The 17,123-nt window shown below is 68.9% G+C and carries 16 protein-coding genes; 7 read left to right on the top strand and 9 right to left on the bottom strand.

Annotation, left to right across the window (positions count from 1 at the left end; translation table 11 throughout):
• Window positions 1–34: 34 nt before the first annotated feature.
• Together ACQZ13_RS02010 and ACQZ13_RS02005 are read left to right on the top strand one after the other, a co-directional pair.
• Window positions 35–1,636: a phytase gene (locus ACQZ13_RS02010; protein WP_431049624.1), complete on the top strand. Its 1,602-nt coding sequence runs from the start codon at window positions 35–37 to the stop codon at window positions 1,634–1,636.
• A gap of 113 nt (window positions 1,637–1,749) precedes the next feature.
• Complete coding sequence (locus ACQZ13_RS02005; RefSeq protein ID WP_431049623.1) at window positions 1,750–2,211, top strand: GNAT family N-acetyltransferase; 462 nt, start codon at window positions 1,750–1,752, stop codon at window positions 2,209–2,211.
• A 62-nt stretch (window positions 2,212–2,273) separates the two neighbouring features.
• On the opposite strand, the gene ACQZ13_RS02000 is transcribed toward ACQZ13_RS02005, so the two are convergent.
• A complete protein-coding gene (locus ACQZ13_RS02000; protein ID WP_431049622.1) occupies window positions 2,274–2,867 on the bottom strand; it encodes a diguanylate cyclase domain-containing protein in 594 nt (197 codons plus the stop codon).
• Window positions 2,868–3,182: 315 nt separating this feature from the next.
• Between ACQZ13_RS02000 and ACQZ13_RS01995 the strand changes: the two genes are divergently transcribed.
• From ACQZ13_RS01995 to ACQZ13_RS01985, 3 genes are all read left to right on the top strand, one after another.
• Complete coding sequence (locus ACQZ13_RS01995; RefSeq protein ID WP_431049621.1) at window positions 3,183–3,737, top strand: ECF-type sigma factor; 555 nt, start codon at window positions 3,183–3,185, stop codon at window positions 3,735–3,737.
• Between the two features lie 81 nt (window positions 3,738–3,818).
• Window positions 3,819–6,536 (top strand): protein kinase domain-containing protein, encoded by a 2,718-nt coding sequence (locus ACQZ13_RS01990; protein ID WP_431049620.1) that lies wholly within the window; start codon window positions 3,819–3,821, stop codon window positions 6,534–6,536.
• 32 nt (window positions 6,537–6,568) lie between these two features.
• Window positions 6,569–6,961, top strand: a complete 393-nt coding sequence (locus ACQZ13_RS01985; RefSeq protein ID WP_431049619.1) for a hypothetical protein — start codon at window positions 6,569–6,571, stop codon at window positions 6,959–6,961.
• A 15-nt stretch (window positions 6,962–6,976) separates the two neighbouring features.
• Here ACQZ13_RS01985 and ACQZ13_RS01980 read toward each other — a convergent pair whose 3' ends face one another.
• Window positions 6,977–7,630, bottom strand: a complete 654-nt coding sequence (locus tag ACQZ13_RS01980) for a hypothetical protein (RefSeq protein WP_431049618.1) — start codon at window positions 7,628–7,630, stop codon at window positions 6,977–6,979.
• Between the two features lie 63 nt (window positions 7,631–7,693).
• Here ACQZ13_RS01980 and ACQZ13_RS01975 point away from each other — a divergent pair, with 63 nt between their 5' ends.
• Together ACQZ13_RS01975 and ACQZ13_RS01970 are read left to right on the top strand one after the other, a co-directional pair.
• Entirely contained in the window at window positions 7,694–8,218 is a 525-nt protein-coding gene (locus tag ACQZ13_RS01975) for a hypothetical protein (protein ID WP_431049617.1), read from the top strand.
• A gap of 165 nt (window positions 8,219–8,383) precedes the next feature.
• Complete coding sequence (locus ACQZ13_RS01970; protein ID WP_431049616.1) at window positions 8,384–10,360, top strand: RDD family protein; 1,977 nt, start codon at window positions 8,384–8,386, stop codon at window positions 10,358–10,360.
• Window positions 10,361–10,381: 21 nt separating this feature from the next.
• Here the strand turns inward: ACQZ13_RS01970 and ACQZ13_RS01965 are convergent, their stop codons facing one another.
• The 7 genes from ACQZ13_RS01965 to ACQZ13_RS01935 all read right to left on the bottom strand — a co-directional run bounded on the left by ACQZ13_RS01965 (window position 10,382) and on the right by ACQZ13_RS01935 (window position 17,073).
• A complete protein-coding gene (locus ACQZ13_RS01965) occupies window positions 10,382–10,858 on the bottom strand; it encodes a TerB family tellurite resistance protein (protein WP_431049615.1) in 477 nt (158 codons plus the stop codon).
• Between the two features lie 103 nt (window positions 10,859–10,961).
• On the bottom strand, window positions 10,962–12,698 hold the full coding sequence (locus ACQZ13_RS01960; RefSeq protein ID WP_431049614.1) for an ABC transporter substrate-binding protein: 1,737 nt from the start codon (window positions 12,696–12,698) through the stop codon (window positions 10,962–10,964).
• A gap of 122 nt (window positions 12,699–12,820) precedes the next feature.
• Complete coding sequence (locus ACQZ13_RS01955; protein WP_088405758.1) at window positions 12,821–13,129, bottom strand: DUF2160 domain-containing protein; 309 nt, start codon at window positions 13,127–13,129, stop codon at window positions 12,821–12,823.
• 12 nt (window positions 13,130–13,141) lie between these two features.
• Complete coding sequence (locus ACQZ13_RS01950; protein ID WP_088405757.1) at window positions 13,142–13,954, bottom strand: carbohydrate ABC transporter permease; 813 nt, start codon at window positions 13,952–13,954, stop codon at window positions 13,142–13,144.
• On the bottom strand, window positions 13,947–14,831 hold the full coding sequence (locus ACQZ13_RS01945) for a carbohydrate ABC transporter permease (RefSeq protein WP_088405756.1): 885 nt from the start codon (window positions 14,829–14,831) through the stop codon (window positions 13,947–13,949). The genes ACQZ13_RS01950 and ACQZ13_RS01945 overlap by 8 nt, the downstream gene beginning before the upstream one ends.
• A complete protein-coding gene (locus ACQZ13_RS01940) occupies window positions 14,828–16,003 on the bottom strand; it encodes an ABC transporter ATP-binding protein (protein WP_431049613.1) in 1,176 nt (391 codons plus the stop codon). Before ACQZ13_RS01940 ends, ACQZ13_RS01945 begins: the two co-directional genes overlap by 4 nt.
• Window positions 16,003–17,073 (bottom strand): ABC transporter ATP-binding protein, encoded by a 1,071-nt coding sequence (locus tag ACQZ13_RS01935; protein WP_431049612.1) that lies wholly within the window; start codon window positions 17,071–17,073, stop codon window positions 16,003–16,005. Before ACQZ13_RS01935 ends, ACQZ13_RS01940 begins: the two co-directional genes overlap by 1 nt.
• Between the last annotated feature and the right edge of the window lie 50 nt (window positions 17,074–17,123).

Here is a 17,123-nt window from a genome sequence, read left to right as displayed (position 1 = left end):
TCTGCACGGAATGACGATGATGATGAAGTCAACGATGGCCGCTCTCGCGATGGCTGCGGCGATGGCAGGCGGAACCGCCGTCGCTGCGACGACCAAGCCGACGCTGGAACTCGGCAAGAGCGGACTGCGCCTGCTCGACGACAAGGCGCAGGTGATCGACGAGTTCGGCGTCCGGGCCAAGCGCTGGGACCGCCGCCAACTGGCCGACGGGACGACGGTGGCGCTGCTGCAGGACGCCGACTCCGGCGCCCTGCGCCTCGTCGAAGTCCGCGACCGGAAGCTGCGTGAGCGCGCGCACTGGGCCGGTCCGGCCTTCGACGTGGAAGCCGTCTGCCTGTACCTGGAGCCGCGGCAGCAGACGCTGCAGGCGTTCCTGCTGGGCAGCGACGGATTGGCCGAGCAGTGGTTGCTGTCCACGACAGGCAAGGACTCCGGCCGGGGCCAGGTATTGCGTCAACTCGCGACGGTGCCCGACGCCAAGGGCTGCACGGTGCGCGACGACGAGGCCACGCTGTACGTCGCCGAGGCCGGCGTCGGCCTGTGGGCCTTCGTCGCGGATCCCGAACGCGCCGGCCGCGAGCTGGTCGCGCCCGGACTGGCGCCGCAGGACATGGGACTCTGGCTGGAGGCGCGCGCGGCGCATCCGCGCCCGGCGATCCCGGTCGCGGTGCCCTCGGCGCAGACCGAGCCGGTGCGCGGCGGCGGCGATGCGGCGGACGATCCGGCCATCTGGGTCCACCCGACGCAGCCGACCCGCAGCCGCATCCTGGGCACCGACAAGAAGCGCGGCCTCGCGGTCTACGACCTGCAAGGCCGCGAGACGCAGTTCCTGCCGGTGGGCCGGGTCAACAACGTCGACCTGCGCCAGCGCGTGCGCTACGGCGACCGCGCCTGGGACCTCGCGGTGGCGACGCAGCGCGACCAGCGCAGCGTGCTGCTCTTCGGCATCGACGGCGCGGGCAAGGTGTCGACGCTCGCCGAGCTGCCGACGGGGCTGGACGAGGTCTACGGCATCTGCAGCGCGCGCAATCCGGCGGGCGGGCTGGACGTGTTCGTCAATGACAAGGACGGACGTCTGGTGCAGATGCGCGTGATGCGACGCGGGAACGTCTGGTCGTCGCAGCAGGTCGCGGCCATGAAGCTGGCGACGCAACCGGAAGGCTGCGTCGCGGACGAGCCGGGCCGGCAGCTCTTCGTCGGCGAGGAGAAGCGCGGCCTGTGGCGCGTGGCGCTCGACGCCGACGGTCGGCTCGGCGACGCGGCGGTCATCCTGCCGGTGGGCGAGCTGCTGCATGCGGACGTCGAAGGCATGGCGGTGCACCGCAGTCCGGCCGGCGCCTGGCTCATCGTGTCCTCGCAGGGGAACGACAGCTACGTCGTGCTCGACGCGGATGCGCCGCACGCGGTGAAGGGGCGCTTCCGGATCGGACTGAACCCGGCGCGCGGCATAGACGCGGCGTCGGAGACGGACGGGCTGGACGTGACCTCGGCCTCGCTGGGCGGCGAGTTCGGCCAGGGCCTGCTCGTCGTCCAGGACGGCCACAAGCGCTGGCCGATGGGGCGGCAGAACTTCAAGTTGGTGCCGTGGAGCGAGGTGGTGCGGGTGATCGAGGCGCCCGGCCCGACCACGCGTTAACCAGATCCTTCGCGAGGAACGCCACGCACGCGATCGACGGTTGATCATGCGGGCCCGAGGGCTGATGATCCGGGCCTTTCCAACCCGGGCTCCGGCCCTCAGCCTCGCCGCGCATGTCCTCCGACCTCGTCGTCCGTCCGATCGCCCCGTCCGACCTCGCCGCCTGGCGCCCGCTCTGGGACGGCTACAACGCCTTCTACGGGCGCGCCGGCGAGACCGCCCTGCCCGAGCCCGTCACGGCCGCGCTCTGGTCGCGCTTCTTCGACGAGCGCGAGCCCGTGCATGCCTTCGTCGCGGAACTCGACGGCCGCCTGGTCGGCCTGACGCATTACCTCTTCCATCGCAGCACCTCGCGGATCGAGGACACCTGCTACCTGCAAGACCTGTTCACCGCCGAGGACGTCCGTGGGCGCGGCGTGGGGCGAGCGTTGATCGCGGCGGTCACCGCCGCCGTCCAGGCGCGCGGCGGACATCGTCTCTACTGGCAGACCCACACGACGAATGCCGCCGGCCGCGCGCTGTACGACCGCGTCGCGGAACACAAGGGGTTCATCGTCTACGGCCAGGATCTCTGATCCCGATCGCGAACTGCGGGTTCGACGCGGACCTCGCTCCGGACCCGAGGCCCGGAACCGTCTCAGCGCATCCGGCGGCGCAGATCCAGGCGCGCGCTTTCGGCCAGGTCGGTGCCGCGGGCGCCGCCTTCCGGGAAGGACGCCATGCCCATCTGCAGGCGCACCTGCATCGTCACCGCGTCCACGCCGTAGGGGCCGTTGAGCGCCGTCGACAGGCGGTCCTGCACCAGGTGAGCCTCGGGGATGCCGGCGTCCAGCAGCAGCACCGCGAAGCTCGTCTCTCCCACCTGCAGGACCATGTCGGTCCCGCGCACCCGGCTGCGCAGACGACGGCCCACCGCCGTCATCAGCCCTTCCCGGGCCTCGATCGGGGCGGCGCGTTCTGAGGCGCCCTCGCCGTCATGGTCCGTGTCGGCATCCGCCGCGGTCTGCGCCGGCAGCACCACCGGCTCGGCTTCCAGCCACAGCACCGACAGGTGGCCGCCGTAACGGCGGCACTGCGTCAGCTGACGCGAAATCATGAGGCCGAACTCGGCCAGCGAATCCACCCGCGGCACCCACAGCGCCGGCGTCTGCCGCGCCGGCTTGACGAGCCCGGCCCGGACCTGCTCCACGGCGTCGGCGGGCGCTACGGCGGCGGCGGTGGACGGACTCATGCGCAACTGCTCCAGACGGACGAGGGGTCACGCCCGCGCGCCTGGACCGTGATCGGCCGCCCGCGGGGTGCGAATGATTCGAGGGTGAGGACACGACCCGCTGAAGCAGCCCGATCCATGCCGGCCTCCCTTGCCACATTGACCAAGCCGTGTCCTCATCTATCTAAAACGGATCCCCGACGCGCTTCCCGACATCCGCTAACAAAAATCTGCTCAGTGAAAACCCTAGAATTGACGCCTGGACGGCGCGGTTCGCGTCATCCGTCGCCCCGACTTCTGTAACAAGGTCATACGGGACCGCTAGAGTTCCGCTCCATGAAGGACATCACCGAACTGCTGCACGACGCCGGTCAAGGCGACCGGGCCGCCGCCGACCAGGTGGTGGCGCAGCTGTACGGCGACCTTCAGCGGCTGGCGCGCCAGCGCATCCGCCAGGCAGGAGACCTGACCCTGCTGGACACCACGGCGCTGGTGCACGAGGCCTGGCTGCGACTGGCCGGCTCGCAGGGGCAGAGCTTCCCCGACCGGCGCCACTTCCTGGCCTATGCGGCGCGGACCATGCGCCACGTGGTCATCGACCTGGTGCGCGCGCGCCAGGCCGAGCGCCGCGGCGGCAACCAGCCCGACCTCACGCTGAATACCGCCGTCGTCGAGGGCACGCCCCAGTCCGACGACCACATCCTGCGCGTGCACGAGGCGCTGGACGAGCTGGCGACCATCGATCCGCGCATGGCGCAGGTGGTCGAGATGCGCTACTTCGGCGGGCTGCTTGAGCAGGAAATCGCGGAAGCCCTCGGCGTCACCGAACGGACTGTCCAGCGCGACTGGCAGAAGGCGAGAATCCTGCTGTCGATGAGCCTCAAGGACTGACCCCCGACGGGTCGGATCCGACGGATTCGTCCTTCCCCGCCACCCGACGACCGACGCGCAACGTCTGACCCCGCCCGCCCGATGGACGCACTCGATAAACAGCGCTGGATCGCGCTGAGTCCGCTGCTCGACGAACTCCTGGACCTGGAGGGGCCGGACCGCGCCCGCCGTCTGGCGGAGATCCGGGCCGGCGACGTCGCCATGGCCGAGCATCTCGAAGCGCTGCTCGCGCGCGACGAGGCGCTGAACGGGGAAGCCTTCCTCGAACAGCCCGCGGCGGAAGCGCTGCAGGGACCGGTGCCGTCGGCACTGCCGCCGCTCGATTTCAGCGGCGAATCGCTGGGACCCTACGAGCTGGAGCGCGAACTCGGCCAGGGCGGCATGGGCGCGGTGTGGCTCGCGAGCCGGGCCGACGGCCGCTTCGAGGGCCAGGTCGCGGTCAAGTTCCTCAAGTCCGGGCTGTTCGGCAAGGGCGACAGCGGCCGCTTCGAGCGCGAGGGCCAGATCCTCGCGCGGCTCTCGCATCCCAACATCGCGCGGCTGCTCGACGCGGGCGTGCACAACGGGCACCAGCCCTACCTGGTGCTGGAGTACGTCGACGGCCTGCCGATCGACCGCTACTGCCAGATCAACGCGCTGGACGTCGAGTCGCGCATCCAGCTCTTCCTCGACGTGCTGGCGGCGGTCGCGCATGCGCATTCGCGGCTGATCCTGCACCGCGACCTCAAGCCCAGCAACATCCTGGTCACGCACGAGGGCCAGGTGAAGCTGCTGGACTTCGGCATCGCCAAGCTGCTCGACGACGCGACCCACTCGGGCGCGGCGACCGAGCTCACGCAACGCGCCGGCAGCGCCTTCACGCCGCAGTACGCGGCGCCGGAGCAGGTCCAGCAGGCCGACGTCACGACGGCGACCGACGTCTACGCGCTGGGCGTGCTGCTCTATCAGATGCTGGGCGGCCGCCACCCGACGGCCGACGACACGCAGACCCACCTGGACCGGCTGCGCGCGGTCGTGGAGCTGGTGCCCAAGCGGCTGTCGGACGTGGCGCGCGACCAGCTCGACCCCGTCATCGCGCGCCAGGCCAAGCTGCTGCGCGGCGACCTGGACACGATCGTCGGCAAGGCGCTGAAGAAGAAGCCCTCGGAGCGCTACGCCAACGCGGAGTCGATGGCCGTCGACCTGCGGCACTGGCTGGCGCACGAGCCGATCACGGCAAGACCCGACACCCGGTTCTACGTGCTGGGACGCTTCGTCCGGCGGCATCGCTGGAGCGTCGCGGCCAGCAGCGTCGCCGTGCTGGCGATGGTGTCCCTGACGGGGGTCAGCGTGCTGCAGGCTCGGCGCGCGGAGCGGGCGGAGCATCAGGCGCAGGAGCGGCGGCAACAGGCCGAAGACCTGCTCAGCTACATGCTGGGCGAGTTCGCCGACAAGCTGCGACCGGTCGGCCGGCTGGAGCTGCTCGACAGTGTGGGCAGCAAGGCGCTGAGCTATCTGGCACAGGATCAGGACGCCACGCCGATGGAGCGGCTGCAGCGGGCCAAGGCACTGACCGTGATCGGCGAGGTCCGCGTCTCCAAACGCAACCTGAGGGAAGCCTTGGAGCCGCTCGAAGCAGCCCGCAAGCTGCTGGAAGGCCCGCCGCCCTCGCCTGAGCTCACCGGCGAATGGCTCAAGGCCAAGGGAGCCGCCGCCTTCTGGGTGGGTCATGTCTTCTACTACACGCGCGACCTCGACAAGGCGACCGACGCCTGGCTCGCCTACCGCGACGCGGAGCAGGCCTGGGTCGATGCCCAGCCGGACAGCCTCGAGGCACTTATCGAGCTGTCCTACGCCTACAACAGCCTGGGCTCGGTGCGTCTCCTGAGTGTGGATCTCGAGGGCGCCTCTGCCTTTTTCCAGCGATCGATTGAACTCAAGCGCCGCGGCATCGCCGCTAACCCCAAGCCCGATGCGGCGGCTCGAATGGATCTGGCGGACAGCCTCAGTTGGCTGGGTACCTCCTACCTTCAGCAAGGCCTCAGCCAGGCGGCCGAGCGCTTGTTCGCGGAAGGCGCCTCGATCATCGCGACCGTTCGCGAAGGCGCGCCCCGCGACAATGCATGGGCCTATCGCGAAGCCATCATGCGGCGCTGGCACGCTGCTGCGCTTTCCGACATGGGGCGCCACGAGGCGGCAATGGCGCAATCCGCCACCTCGCTGGCCATTCTTCGCGAACTCCAGGCCAACGATCCGGCGAACTCGCAATGGCGGTTCAACGCCCTGGTGGGCGAGGTCACAGACCTGACCGTCCGTCTGCCTTCGCTCGCCCCGGCCGAGCAAGTGCGTCTCGCCCGCTCCCTGGAGGAACGTCTGGAGCGCTTCCAGCAGGAGGGCGCCGGGAACAAGGTGATGGATCCCTGGACGCGCCTGTCGATCGTGAGCGCGCGGGCGCTCCACAAGGAAGGGCAGGTGGCAGCGGCTCTCCGCGCCATCGATGACGCACGCCGCAAGCAGGCCTCGATCCTGGCCGCCAAGGCCACGGACCTGGCGTTCATCGCGGGATATGTCGATATCCGACGCATCCGCCTGATGCTGGAGCCCCACACGCGCTCCGGCGCTCCGTCGGCGGACACGCTCGCGGTCTGCAAAGAAATCAATGACGCCGTCGTGAAGATAGCCCCAGCGTTGCGGGTTCATCAGCAGATCACCCAGGCCTGGGTTGAGGCCCAATCCTGCGTGGGTCAGGGGGACAGGGACGACGTCAAACGCGCAGCGGTCTGGCTGCTGCGTGACCGTACCGGAAGCCCCGCTCCTTGATCCTCATGAGCTAAACCCCAAGGAGAGGAAAAATGTCCTACACCGTGTACGTCGAGGCGAACATCAGCGAAGACGGCAATTTCGCCGACTGCAAGTATTTCAGCGATCGCGAGGGAACCCATCAGATCCCCGGATCGGAGATCCACATTCCGACGGCGGCAGGTGCGTGCACCTTCGGTCAGGCGGACACCACCAGCCTGCTGCTGATCGGTGCGACCTTCAAGACCATCGGCTCCGCGCCGGGCATGAACGCCAGCAACTTCTCGCCGGCCAACGACGAGAACGAGGTGTCCCTGACGATGCCGACGGACAGCGTCATCACCAAGGGCGTGGTGCTGCTGTTCTCGACACCGGGTTCTGTGCAGAACCTCTACCCGAGCTCCGATCCGCAAGTGATCAACGACGCATCCGGCGTGCCGATGTGATAGTCGGGACGGCCATCACGGTCGTCCGAGCCCGGGAGCGAGGCTCGGGAGAGCCTCCTCCGCCATGACCCGTCCCAGCCGGGACGGGTTCACCCGATCCATCACGCGCGCGTCGAGCGCGTATTCCTGCTGCTGCGTGTAGGCCACCGCGCCGATCCGCGGCTGACTGCCGGCCGCCTGCGGCCCGAGCATCCCCAGCACCGGATAGACGCGTAGCCGCGCGATCACCAGCCCCTGCGCCGTGTCGGCGAAGAGGGCCGTCTCCAGCACACGCGTGCACCCGCGCCGCTGCACTTCCGCCAGCAGGCCCTGCAGGTTGCGCGGCACGTCGGTCGCCGACACCGGCAGCACCACGTTGATCACCGGCAGGCCGGCGGCCACCAGCGGCTCGCGCGCCGCGAGGTTGAAGGCGCTGTTGGCCTCGTCCCAGCGGCGGTTGGCGCCGGGCTGATCGGGATCGAAGTTGCGGCCCTGGCCGAACAGCAGCACGCACGGCGCCCCGCTGGACACGGCCGGAACCGACGCGCTAGGCACGGATGCCGATGCCGGCGCGACGCCGGGCGGCGCGGTCTGCCCTTGCGCCCGTGCGGACGACGCCGCCATGACCACGAGGCCGGCGGCGAGCAGCGCTGATTTCAGAAACGCCTTCCGGGTGTGCGGTCTCGACATGAGTCGGATTGTGCGTCGCCGGGATCGCCGCACAATGGTCGTTCCCCCTTGCTGGAGAGCACGATGCGCGAATGGACGAGCCTGGGCCCGCTGGGCGCGACGACGGTGGCGGTGGTGGCCGCGGTCGCGCTGTCCGGCTGCGCCACGCCGGTGAAGGACGAACGCATGCGCCCCGGCACCACGACCGCCGCCGAGGTGCAGCAGTACTACGGCCCGCCGACGCGCGTCTGGCCGGAAGCCGACGGCGGCCAGACGCTGGAGTACGCGACGCAGCCCTTCGGCCAGACCTGCTACATGGTCCGCGTGGATGCGCAGGGGCGACTGGTGCAGGTGACGGACGGCCTGTCCGCCGCCAACCGCGCGCGCATCGTGCCGGGCCTCACGCCCGAGCAGGTCACGCGGATCCTCGGTCAGGATCGGAAGCGCGTGTTCTTCAAGCTCAGCGGCGAGGACGTCTGGGACTGGAACATCCCGCCGGAGATGAACGGCTACCTGCTGCGCTTCAACGTCCACTTCAAGAACGGCGTGGTGGTGCGCACCTCGCAGAGCGTGGTCTATCCGGACCGGCGCTTCCTGTGGGACGACTGAGCCGGACCGCCGCCGCCGCGTCGGACGCACGCCCTCCTCCCAAAGGGGGATGCCTACCCGCTCCCCTGTGACGAAATCAATACAGCCCCGACGCTGTCTTGAAACCGACGTGTAGCGCCTGACACGCCCTCTTTACACTTCCGACTCAAGAGGGAGTGAAAGAGGATGTCGAACCAATCCGTCGGCCTGGCGCCCCGCGCCCTGGCCCTGTTCATCGACGGCGTCTTGATGGTCGCCGCGAGCACGCTGCTGATGTGGGCCGTGTACGGCGACCCGGTGTCGAAGTGGAATGACCTGCGCCCCGGCACCATCGCCATCAACTGGCTGCTGCCGCTGATCGTCTGCGTCGTGTTCTGGAGCTGGCAGGGCGCCACGCCCGGCAAGCTCGTCGCCGGCATCAAGGTCGTGGACGCCCGCAGCGGCGAACGCCCGTCGCCCGTGCAGGCCCTGATCCGCTGGATCGGCTACCTGCTCTCCGCCATCCCGCTGTTCGCCGGGTTCCTGTGGGCCCGCGTCGACGCCGAAGGCCGCACCTGGCATGACCGCCTGTCCCGCACCGCCGTCGAGCGCAGCCGCCCCGCCCCGGCCGACGGCGAAGGCCTCCTCATCGGCTACATCGCCAGCCACTGGCGCGGCGAGCAGAGCCTGGCCCAGAGCTTCTGGATCAACCACGTCCTCCTGACCTGGCCCCTGGCCGCCGGCGTGCAGGGCCTGGTCGCCTGGCTCGCCACCAAGAGCGACGGCCTGCAGGGCGTCGCGATCGCGCTGCTGATCGTCTGGCCGCTGCTGATCATGGTCGAGATCTGGAGCGCCGTCGGCACCTGGCGCGCGGTGCGCGGCTACGTCGACGCCGGCGGGTCCTACCTGATCTCCGGCCTCGCGCGGCTGTCGCTGCTGGGCTCGTTCCTGCAGATCGCGTTCTCGCTGGCCTTCGGCGTGTTCGGGGAACTGCCCGAGCTGTGGAAGCTCGCCCGCGGCATCGACCCGATCGGCAACGTGCGCCTGGTCGTCAGCGCCGACGGCCGCACGATGCAGCTGAACGGCCCCATCGGCGCCGGCGACGCCGGGCGGCTGAGCAGCCTGTTCGACGCGTCCCCCACCGTGCGCCTGCTGGAGGTCGCCTCCCCCGGCGGCCGCGTCACCGAGGCCGAGCGCATGGTCAAGCTGATCCGCGACCGCGGCGTCGGCACCCGCGCGATCGGCAACTGCGAAAGCGCCTGCACGCTGGTCTTCCTGGCCGGCAACAAGCGCCAGCTGATGCCGGGCGCGCAGCTCGGCTTCCACCGCGCCACCAGCGGCACCTTCAACCCGGCCTTCGACGAGATCGCCAACCAGGAACTCGCCCGGACCTACCGTCGCATGGCGCTGCCGGAGGAGTTCATCGAGAAGACGCTCAGCACGCCGTCGCGCACGATGTGGTACCCGCCGCCGGCCGAGCTGGTGCGTCATTCGCTGATCCAGCCGCCGCCCAAGACGCTGGACGTCGCGCTGCCCGACGGCGACAAGCCCGGCCAGTACGCGCCGCTGAGCGACTACGTCAACGCGCTGCGCGCCAGCGAGGCGTGGTTCAGCCTCGACCAGCGCTTCCCCGGCCTGATCGACGACGCGGCCGGACGCATGCGCGCGGCGCATGTGGCGCTGGCCGGCTCCGAGCACGCCGACGCCGGCGCGCAGATCGCCGCCCAGGGCGCGCTGGCGCCCAACGTGCGCGAGATGCTGCTCAGCGGGTCGCGCGACCTGCGCCGACGCTACCTGCAGGTCGTGCGTGCGCAGCTGACCGCCGCCCAGGCGCTGGGCGCCGAGACCTGCCAGTCCTGGCTGTCCGGCTCGCCGGTGCCGCGTCGGCTGCTGCCGGAAGAAGCGATGGCGCTGGAAGCCCGTTGGCTGACGGACGCCGCCAGCGAAGGCACGCCGACGCGTGTCCGGGCGCCGCAGCCGACCGCGCTGGAACTGGAAGTCGTGTCCCGCACCGTCGGCGCTACCGCCTCGGGCGCGTTCTCCAAGCTGTGGACCGACGGCAACGCCGGCCCGGCGCCCATCACCTGCGAACGCGCCAGCCAGGTGCTCAACCACATCCAGCGCAGCGCTTCGACCGCGCCGCGCGAACTGGCGGAGCGGGTGGTCTTCCAGAACGTGCGCTGAGCCCGGGACCGACGCCGCCGGTCAGTCTTCGTCGCCGAGACCGGCGGCCGCCTTCGCACGAATCCGCGCGTGATAGCAGGCGCCCTGCGGGATATGCAGCAGATCGGCGATGCGCAGCATCATGTGGCGCTCGATGTCGCCGAGCGACCCGTCGGCATAGGCCACGCCCCACATCAGTTCGATCAGGCGCAGCTTGGCGGCCATGTCCCAGCGCTCGTCGACCGGCGAGGTGAAGGCGAACAGATCGGATGCCGTGCGGGCCGTGCGTTCGGCTTGCGCGGTCAACGCGTCGGCCTCGTCGTCGGCCATCGCGAACAGCTCGGTCAGCGCCTTGCGCACTGCGGCGCGCTCGACGCTGGAGTACTCCGCGTCCGCACGCATCACCTCGACCAGCAGCACCGCTGCCGCCAGCGGCAGCGAAGGCGCGCCGCCCCGCGAGCCGCGGAACGCATCGTCCGGCGCCAGCGTGTCGAAGAGATCGATCAGCGACTTGAACATGCCTGAATGGTGGCATGTGGCGGGGCCCAGGGCTTATGCCGTGCTTAAGCCGCTGGCCCTCACCCCTGCCCTCTCCCGCAAGCGGGAGAGGGAGAAGGCGCGCTCACCGCACCTTGCCGTCCTTCCACGCATTCAGCAGCTTCTCGTAGGCGATGGTTTCGCCCTTGGGCTTCTCGTTGGCCAGCTTGGCCCACGGCGCGCCCTTGTCGGACAGCCACTTCTTCGGGTCTTCCTTCTTGTTGAGCTTGGGCGCGCACTTGGCCATGCCCGCGCGCTCCAGCCGCGCCATGACCGCGTCCATCTCGTCGGCCAGCGTGTCCATCGCGGCCTGCGGCGTCTTCTCGCCGGTCACCGCCTGCGCCACGTTCTTCCACCACAGCTGCGCCAGCTTCGGATAGTCCGGCACGTTCGTGCCCGTCGGCGTCCACGCCACCCGCGCCGGCGAGCGGTAGAACTCGATCAGGCCGCCGTACTTGTTGGCGTTCTTGGTGAAGTAGTCGCTGCGGATGTCGCTGTCGCGGATGAAGGTCAGGCCCTGGATGCTCTTCTTCAGGCTCACCGACTTCGCCGTCACGAACTGCGCATACAGCCACGCCGCCGCGGTCCGGTTGGCGTCATGCCCGCTGAAGAAGGTCCAGCTGCCCACGTCCTGGTAGCCGTTCTGCATCCCGTCCTTCCAGTACGGACCGTTCGGCCCCGGCGCCATGCGCCACTTCGGCGTGCCGTCCGCGTTCACCACCGGCAGGCCCGGCTTGACCATGTCCGCCGTGAAGGCCGTGTACCAGAAGATCTGCTGCGCGATCTGACCCTGCGCCGGCACCGGGCCCGATTCCCCGAAGGTCATCCCGGTCGCTTCCTTGGGCGCGTACTTCTTCATCCAGTCGACGTACTTGGTCAGCGCATAGACCGCGGCCGGCGAGTTGGTCGCGCCGCCGCGCGCCACCGAGGCGCCCACCGGCGTGCACTTGTCGTCGGCGACGCGGATGCCCCACTCGTCGACCGGCATGCCGTTCGGGATGCCCTTGTCGGCGGCGCCGGCCATCGACAGCCACGCGTCGGTGAAGCGCCAGCCCAGCGACGGGTCCTTCTTGCCGTAGTCCATGTGGCCGTAGATCGGCTTGCCGTCCAGCGTCTTCACGTCGTTGGAGAAGAACGCGGCGATGTCCTCGTACGCGCTCCAGTTCAGCGGCACGCCCAGGTCGTAGCCGTACTTGGCCTTGAACTTGTCCTGCAGGTCCTTGCGCGCGAACAGGTCGGCGCGGAACCAGTACAGGTTGGCGAACTGCTGGTCGGGCAGCTGGTAGAGCTTGCCGTCCGGCGCCGTCGTGAAACTGGTGCCGATGAAGTCCTTCAGGTCCAGCCCGGGATTGGTCCACTCCTTGCCCGCGCCGCTCATGTAGTCGGAAAGATTCATGATCTTCCCGTACCGGTAGTGCGTGCCGATCAGGTCGGAGTCGGAGATCCAGCCGTCGTAGATGCTCTTGCCCGACTGCATCGAGGTCTGCAGCTTCTCGACGACGTCGCCTTCCTGGATCAGGTCGTGCTTGACGGTGATGCCGGTGATCTCGGCGAAGGCCTTGGCCAGCACCTTGCTCTCGTACTCGTGCGTGGTCAGGGTCTCCGACACCACCGAGATCTCCTTCACGCCCTTGGCCTGGAGCTTCTTGGCCGCCTCGATGAACCACTTCATCTCGGCCGTCTGCTTGTCCTTGGACAGCGTCGACGGCTGGAATTCGCTGTCGATCCACTTCTTCGCCTCGGCCTCGCCGGCCCATGCGGCGTTCGCTCCCAACGCCAGCAATGCGGCCACGGCCAGCGCGGAATACTTGCTCTTGTTCACGCTTGTCTCCTGTGTCTGTCGAATCTCCCCCTGCTTGAGGACGAATCGCGGCTCCGGGGGAACGGGAAAGCCGAATTCCTTGAAGCTTCAACTACTTGGTCAACTGCTCGATCACGGCCGGTTCAACCCTTTCGCAGGATCAGTCCCAGCACCAGCATCGACGCGACGAAGCTGATCCACACGCTGGGCTCGGCCTCGAGCTGGAACCACTCGGCCATCTTCGCGCCCAGGCCGACAAAGGCCAGATTGATGTACGCAGCCGTCAGCAGGCCGATGAACAGCCGGTCGCCGCGCGTCGTGCGCATCGGCAGCCAACCCTTGCGCAGCGTCGTCGGCGACTTGATCTCCCACACCGTCATGCCGACCAGCATCAGCACCACGCAGCTGAAGAAGACGGCCACCGGCGTGGTCCACACCATCCAATCGAACATCGTGGACCTCCCTTAGACGCGGCCCATCGCGAAACCCTTCGCGATGTAGTGACGGACAAACCAGATGACGATCGCACCCGGCACGATGGTCAGCGTGCCGGCGGCGGCGAGCGTCGCCCAATCCATGCCGGAAGCGCTGACGGTACGCGTCATCGTCGCGACGATGGGCTTGGCGTTGACGCTGGTCAGCGTGCGCGCCAGCAGCAGCTCCACCCAGCTGAACATGAAGCAGAAGAACGCCGCCACGCCCACGCCCGCCTTGATCAGCGGCAGGAACACGGTGAGGAAGAAGCGCGGGAAGCTGTAGCCGTCGATGTAGGCGGTCTCGTCGATCTCGCGCGGGATGCCGCTCATGAAGCCTTCCAGGATCCACACCGCCAGCGGCACGTTGAACAGCAGATGCGCCAGCGCGACGGCGATGTGCGTGTCCATCAGCCCCAGCGTCGTGTAGAGCTGGAAGAAGGGCAGCAGGAACACCGCCGGCGGCGTCATGCGGTTGGTCAGCAGCCAGAAGAAGACGTGCTTGTCGCCCAGGAACGAATAGCGGCTGAACGCATACGCCGCCGGCAGCGCCACGGTGATCGAGATCACCGAGTTGATGCCGACGTAGATCAGGCTGTTGATGTAGCCGCTGTACCAGGACGGGTCGGTGAAGATGGTCTTGTAGCTGGCCAGCGAGAAGTGCTGCGGCCAGAGGCTGAAGCTGGAGAGGATTTCCTCGTTGGTTTTGAAGCTCATGTTGACCATCCAGTAGATGGGCAGCAGCGCGAAGAGCAGGTACGCGATCAGGAAGATCGTGCGCTTGCGGAATCGGCGTTCATCCATGGGCCACCTCGTTCTTGTCTTGGGTGCCGAGCGACTGCATCCAGTTGTAGAGGATGAAGCACAGCAGCAGGATGATGAGGAAGTAGATCAGCGAGAACGCCGCCGCCGGTCCGAGGTCGAACTGGCCGACCGCCTTCTGCGTCAGGTACTGGCTGAGGAAGGTGGTCGCGTTGCCGGGACCGCCGCCGGTGAGGACGAAGGGCTCGGTGTAGATCATGAAGCTGTCCATGAAGCGCAGCAGCACCGCGATCATCAGCACGCCCCGCATCTTCGGAAGCTGGATGTAGCGGAACACGGCGAACTTGCTGGCGCCGTCGATCCGCGCGGCCTGGTAGTAGGCATCGGGGATGGAGCGCAACCCGGCGAAGCACAGCAGCGCCACCAGCGGCGTCCAGTGCCAGACGTCCATGATCAGCACGGTGATCCATGCATCGGTCGCGTCGCCGGTGTAGTTGTAGTCGACGCCCAGCGCCTGCAGCGAGGCGCCCAGCAACCCGATGTCGGCGCGGCCGTAGATCTGCCAGATCGTGCCGACGACGTTCCAGGGAATCAGCAGCGACAGTGCGACGATGACCAGCACCAGCGACGCGCGCCAGCCCTGCGCCGGCATCGACAGCGCCAGGCAGATGCCCAGCGGGATCTCGACCAGCAGCACCGCGAGCGAGAACCCCAGCTGCCGCAGCAGCGCGCCGTGCAGCTCCTCGTCGCGCATCACCGCGGCGAACCACTCGGTGCCGACGAAGACGCGCCGCTCGGGCGAGATGATGTCCTGCACCGAGTAGTTCACCACCGTCATCAACGGCAGGATGGCCGAGAAGGCCACGCACAGGAACACGGGCAGGACGAGGAACCAGGCCTTCTGGTTGATCGGTTTCATGCGAGGCCCTCCGGAGCACCCGAGGTGATGGCCGCGAAACTCGCGCCCGTGGGCGCCGCGCCGGCGATCAGCCGTTCGTCCGCGCCGTAGAAGCAGGTGTGGGCATTGAGCACGCGCAGCGCCACCGTGGCGCCGGCCTCGGGCGGCTGCGCGTGGGCGGACAGGCGCGCCTTCAGCGTGTGCGGGCCCACCTTCGCGGTGAGCAGCCAGTAGGTGCCGATGTCCTGGACCTGGCCGACCACGCCGGTGATCGTGCCGGGCAGCGCCGGTACGCCGTCGCCGACGTCGTCGACCTCCACGTACTCGGGCCGGATGCCGACCATGAAAGGCTCGGCGCGCGAGAGCGAGGCACCCGTGATCGGATCGACAGAGCCGGCCACCGGCTGGCCTGCGACGCTCAGTCCGCCGCCGTCCTCCAGCGCCGCCGGAAGGAAGTTCATGCCCGGCGAACCGATGAAGTGGCCGACGAAGCGGTGGCTCGGGCGCTCGAACAACTCGCCCGCCGAGCCGACCTGCACCGCGCGGCCGCGCGTCATGACGACGATCTGGTCCGCAAAGGTCAGCGCCTCGACCTGGTCGTGGGTGACGTAGATCAGCGTGAGCTTGAGCTCGTTGTGGATCTGCTTGAGCTTGCGGCGCAGCTGCCACTTCAGATGCGGATCGATGACGGTCAGCGGCTCATCGAAGAGCACCGCCGACACGTCCTCGCGCACCAGCCCGCGGCCGAGCGAGATCTTCTGCTTCGCGTCGGCGGACAGGCCCGAGGCACGCTGGTTCAACTGGCCGTTGAGTTCGAGCATCTCGGCGATCCTGCCGACGCGTGCCTTGATCTTGTCGGCGGCCACGCCGCGGTTGCGCAGCGGGAAGGCGAGGTTCTCGGCCACCGTCATCGTGTCGTAGATGACGGGGAACTGGAACACCTGCGCGATGTTGCGCTGCTGCGGCGTCAGCGCGGTGACGTCGCGGCCGTCGAAGCGCACGCTGCCCTGCGAGGGCCGCAGCAGTCCCGAGACGATGTTCAGCAGCGTCGTCTTGCCGCAGCCCGAGGGGCCGAGCAGCGCATAGGCGCCGCCGTCCTCGAAGCTCATCTTGAGCGGCAGCAGCGCGTAGTCGCTGTCCTCCTTCGGATCGGGCCGGTACGCGTGGGCGAGGTCCAGGTCGATGCGGGCCATCAGCGGGCTCCCCGGCGCTCGGGGGCGCGTGTCAGCAGGCCGGCCGCGTCGAAGACGTGGACGTGGGCGGCGTTGAGGTACAGCGTCAGCGGAGCGCCGAGCTCGAAGTCGTGCACGCCGGTCAGTTGCGCGACGAGCTCGCCGATCTGGGTGCGCGCGTGGACGAAGGTGTCGGAGCCGGAGATCTCGGCCAGCTCGACCTCGCCCTGGATCGCGATGTCGCCGGGGCGCTGCGTGACGTGCAGCGCGCTGGCGCGCACGCCCACGGTCACGCCGCCCTGCCCCGGCAGCGCCAGGTCGAGCCCGGGCCGCAGCTGCAGCCGGTCGCCCATGCCCTGCGCGATGAGCAGGTTCATCGGCGGATCGCTGAAGGCGCGTGCGACGCGCAGCGACGCCGGGCGGTGGAAGACCTCCGCGGTCGGTCCGTACTGCAGCAGCTCGCCGGCGTCCATCACCGCGGTGTAGCCGCCGAGCTGGAGCGCCTCGGCCGGCTCGGTGGTGGCGTAGACCACCGTCGACTCCCCGGCGGCGAAGAGCTGGCCGAGTTCCTCGCGCAGTTCCTCGCGCAGCTTGTAGTCGAGGTTCACCAGCGGCTCGTCGAGCAGCATCAGCGGCGCCTGCTTGGCCAGCGCCCGCGCCAGCGCGACACGCTGCTGCTGGCCGCCGGACAGCTGCGCGGGCAGCTTGTCGAGGTGCATCTCGATGTGCAGCTTGTCGGCGAGCTCATCCACGCGCTTGCGGATGGCGTCGCGGTCGAGCTTGCCGCGCAGCTTCAGCGGCGAGGCGATGTTGTCGCGCACCGTCATCGACGGGTAGTTGATGAACTGCTGGTAGACCATCGCGACGTCGCGCTTGCGCACCGGCCAGCCGGTCACGTCCGTCCCGTCGACGGTCACGGTGCCGTCGCTGGGCTTGTCCAGGCCCGCCATCAGACGCATCAGCGTCGTCTTGCCGGCCTGCGTCGCGCCCAGCAGCACGGTGACCGCGTTCGGCACCAGCCGCAGGTCCAGCGGATACAGATGCTGCTGCGCGCCGACCTTGTGGCTCACGCCGCGAAGGCTCAGCTCCATGAAGTCGGCTCCATCGTTGTCTCTCTCTGCAAGTTCTGCATGTCGTTCTT

Source organism: Roseateles sp. L2-2, from assembly GCF_050613215.1.
Lineage (GTDB): Bacteria > Pseudomonadota > Gammaproteobacteria > Burkholderiales > Burkholderiaceae_C > Roseateles > Roseateles noduli.
The sequence above is the reverse complement of the archived record's forward strand: the minus strand, read 5'-3'. Positions and strand labels throughout refer to the sequence as shown.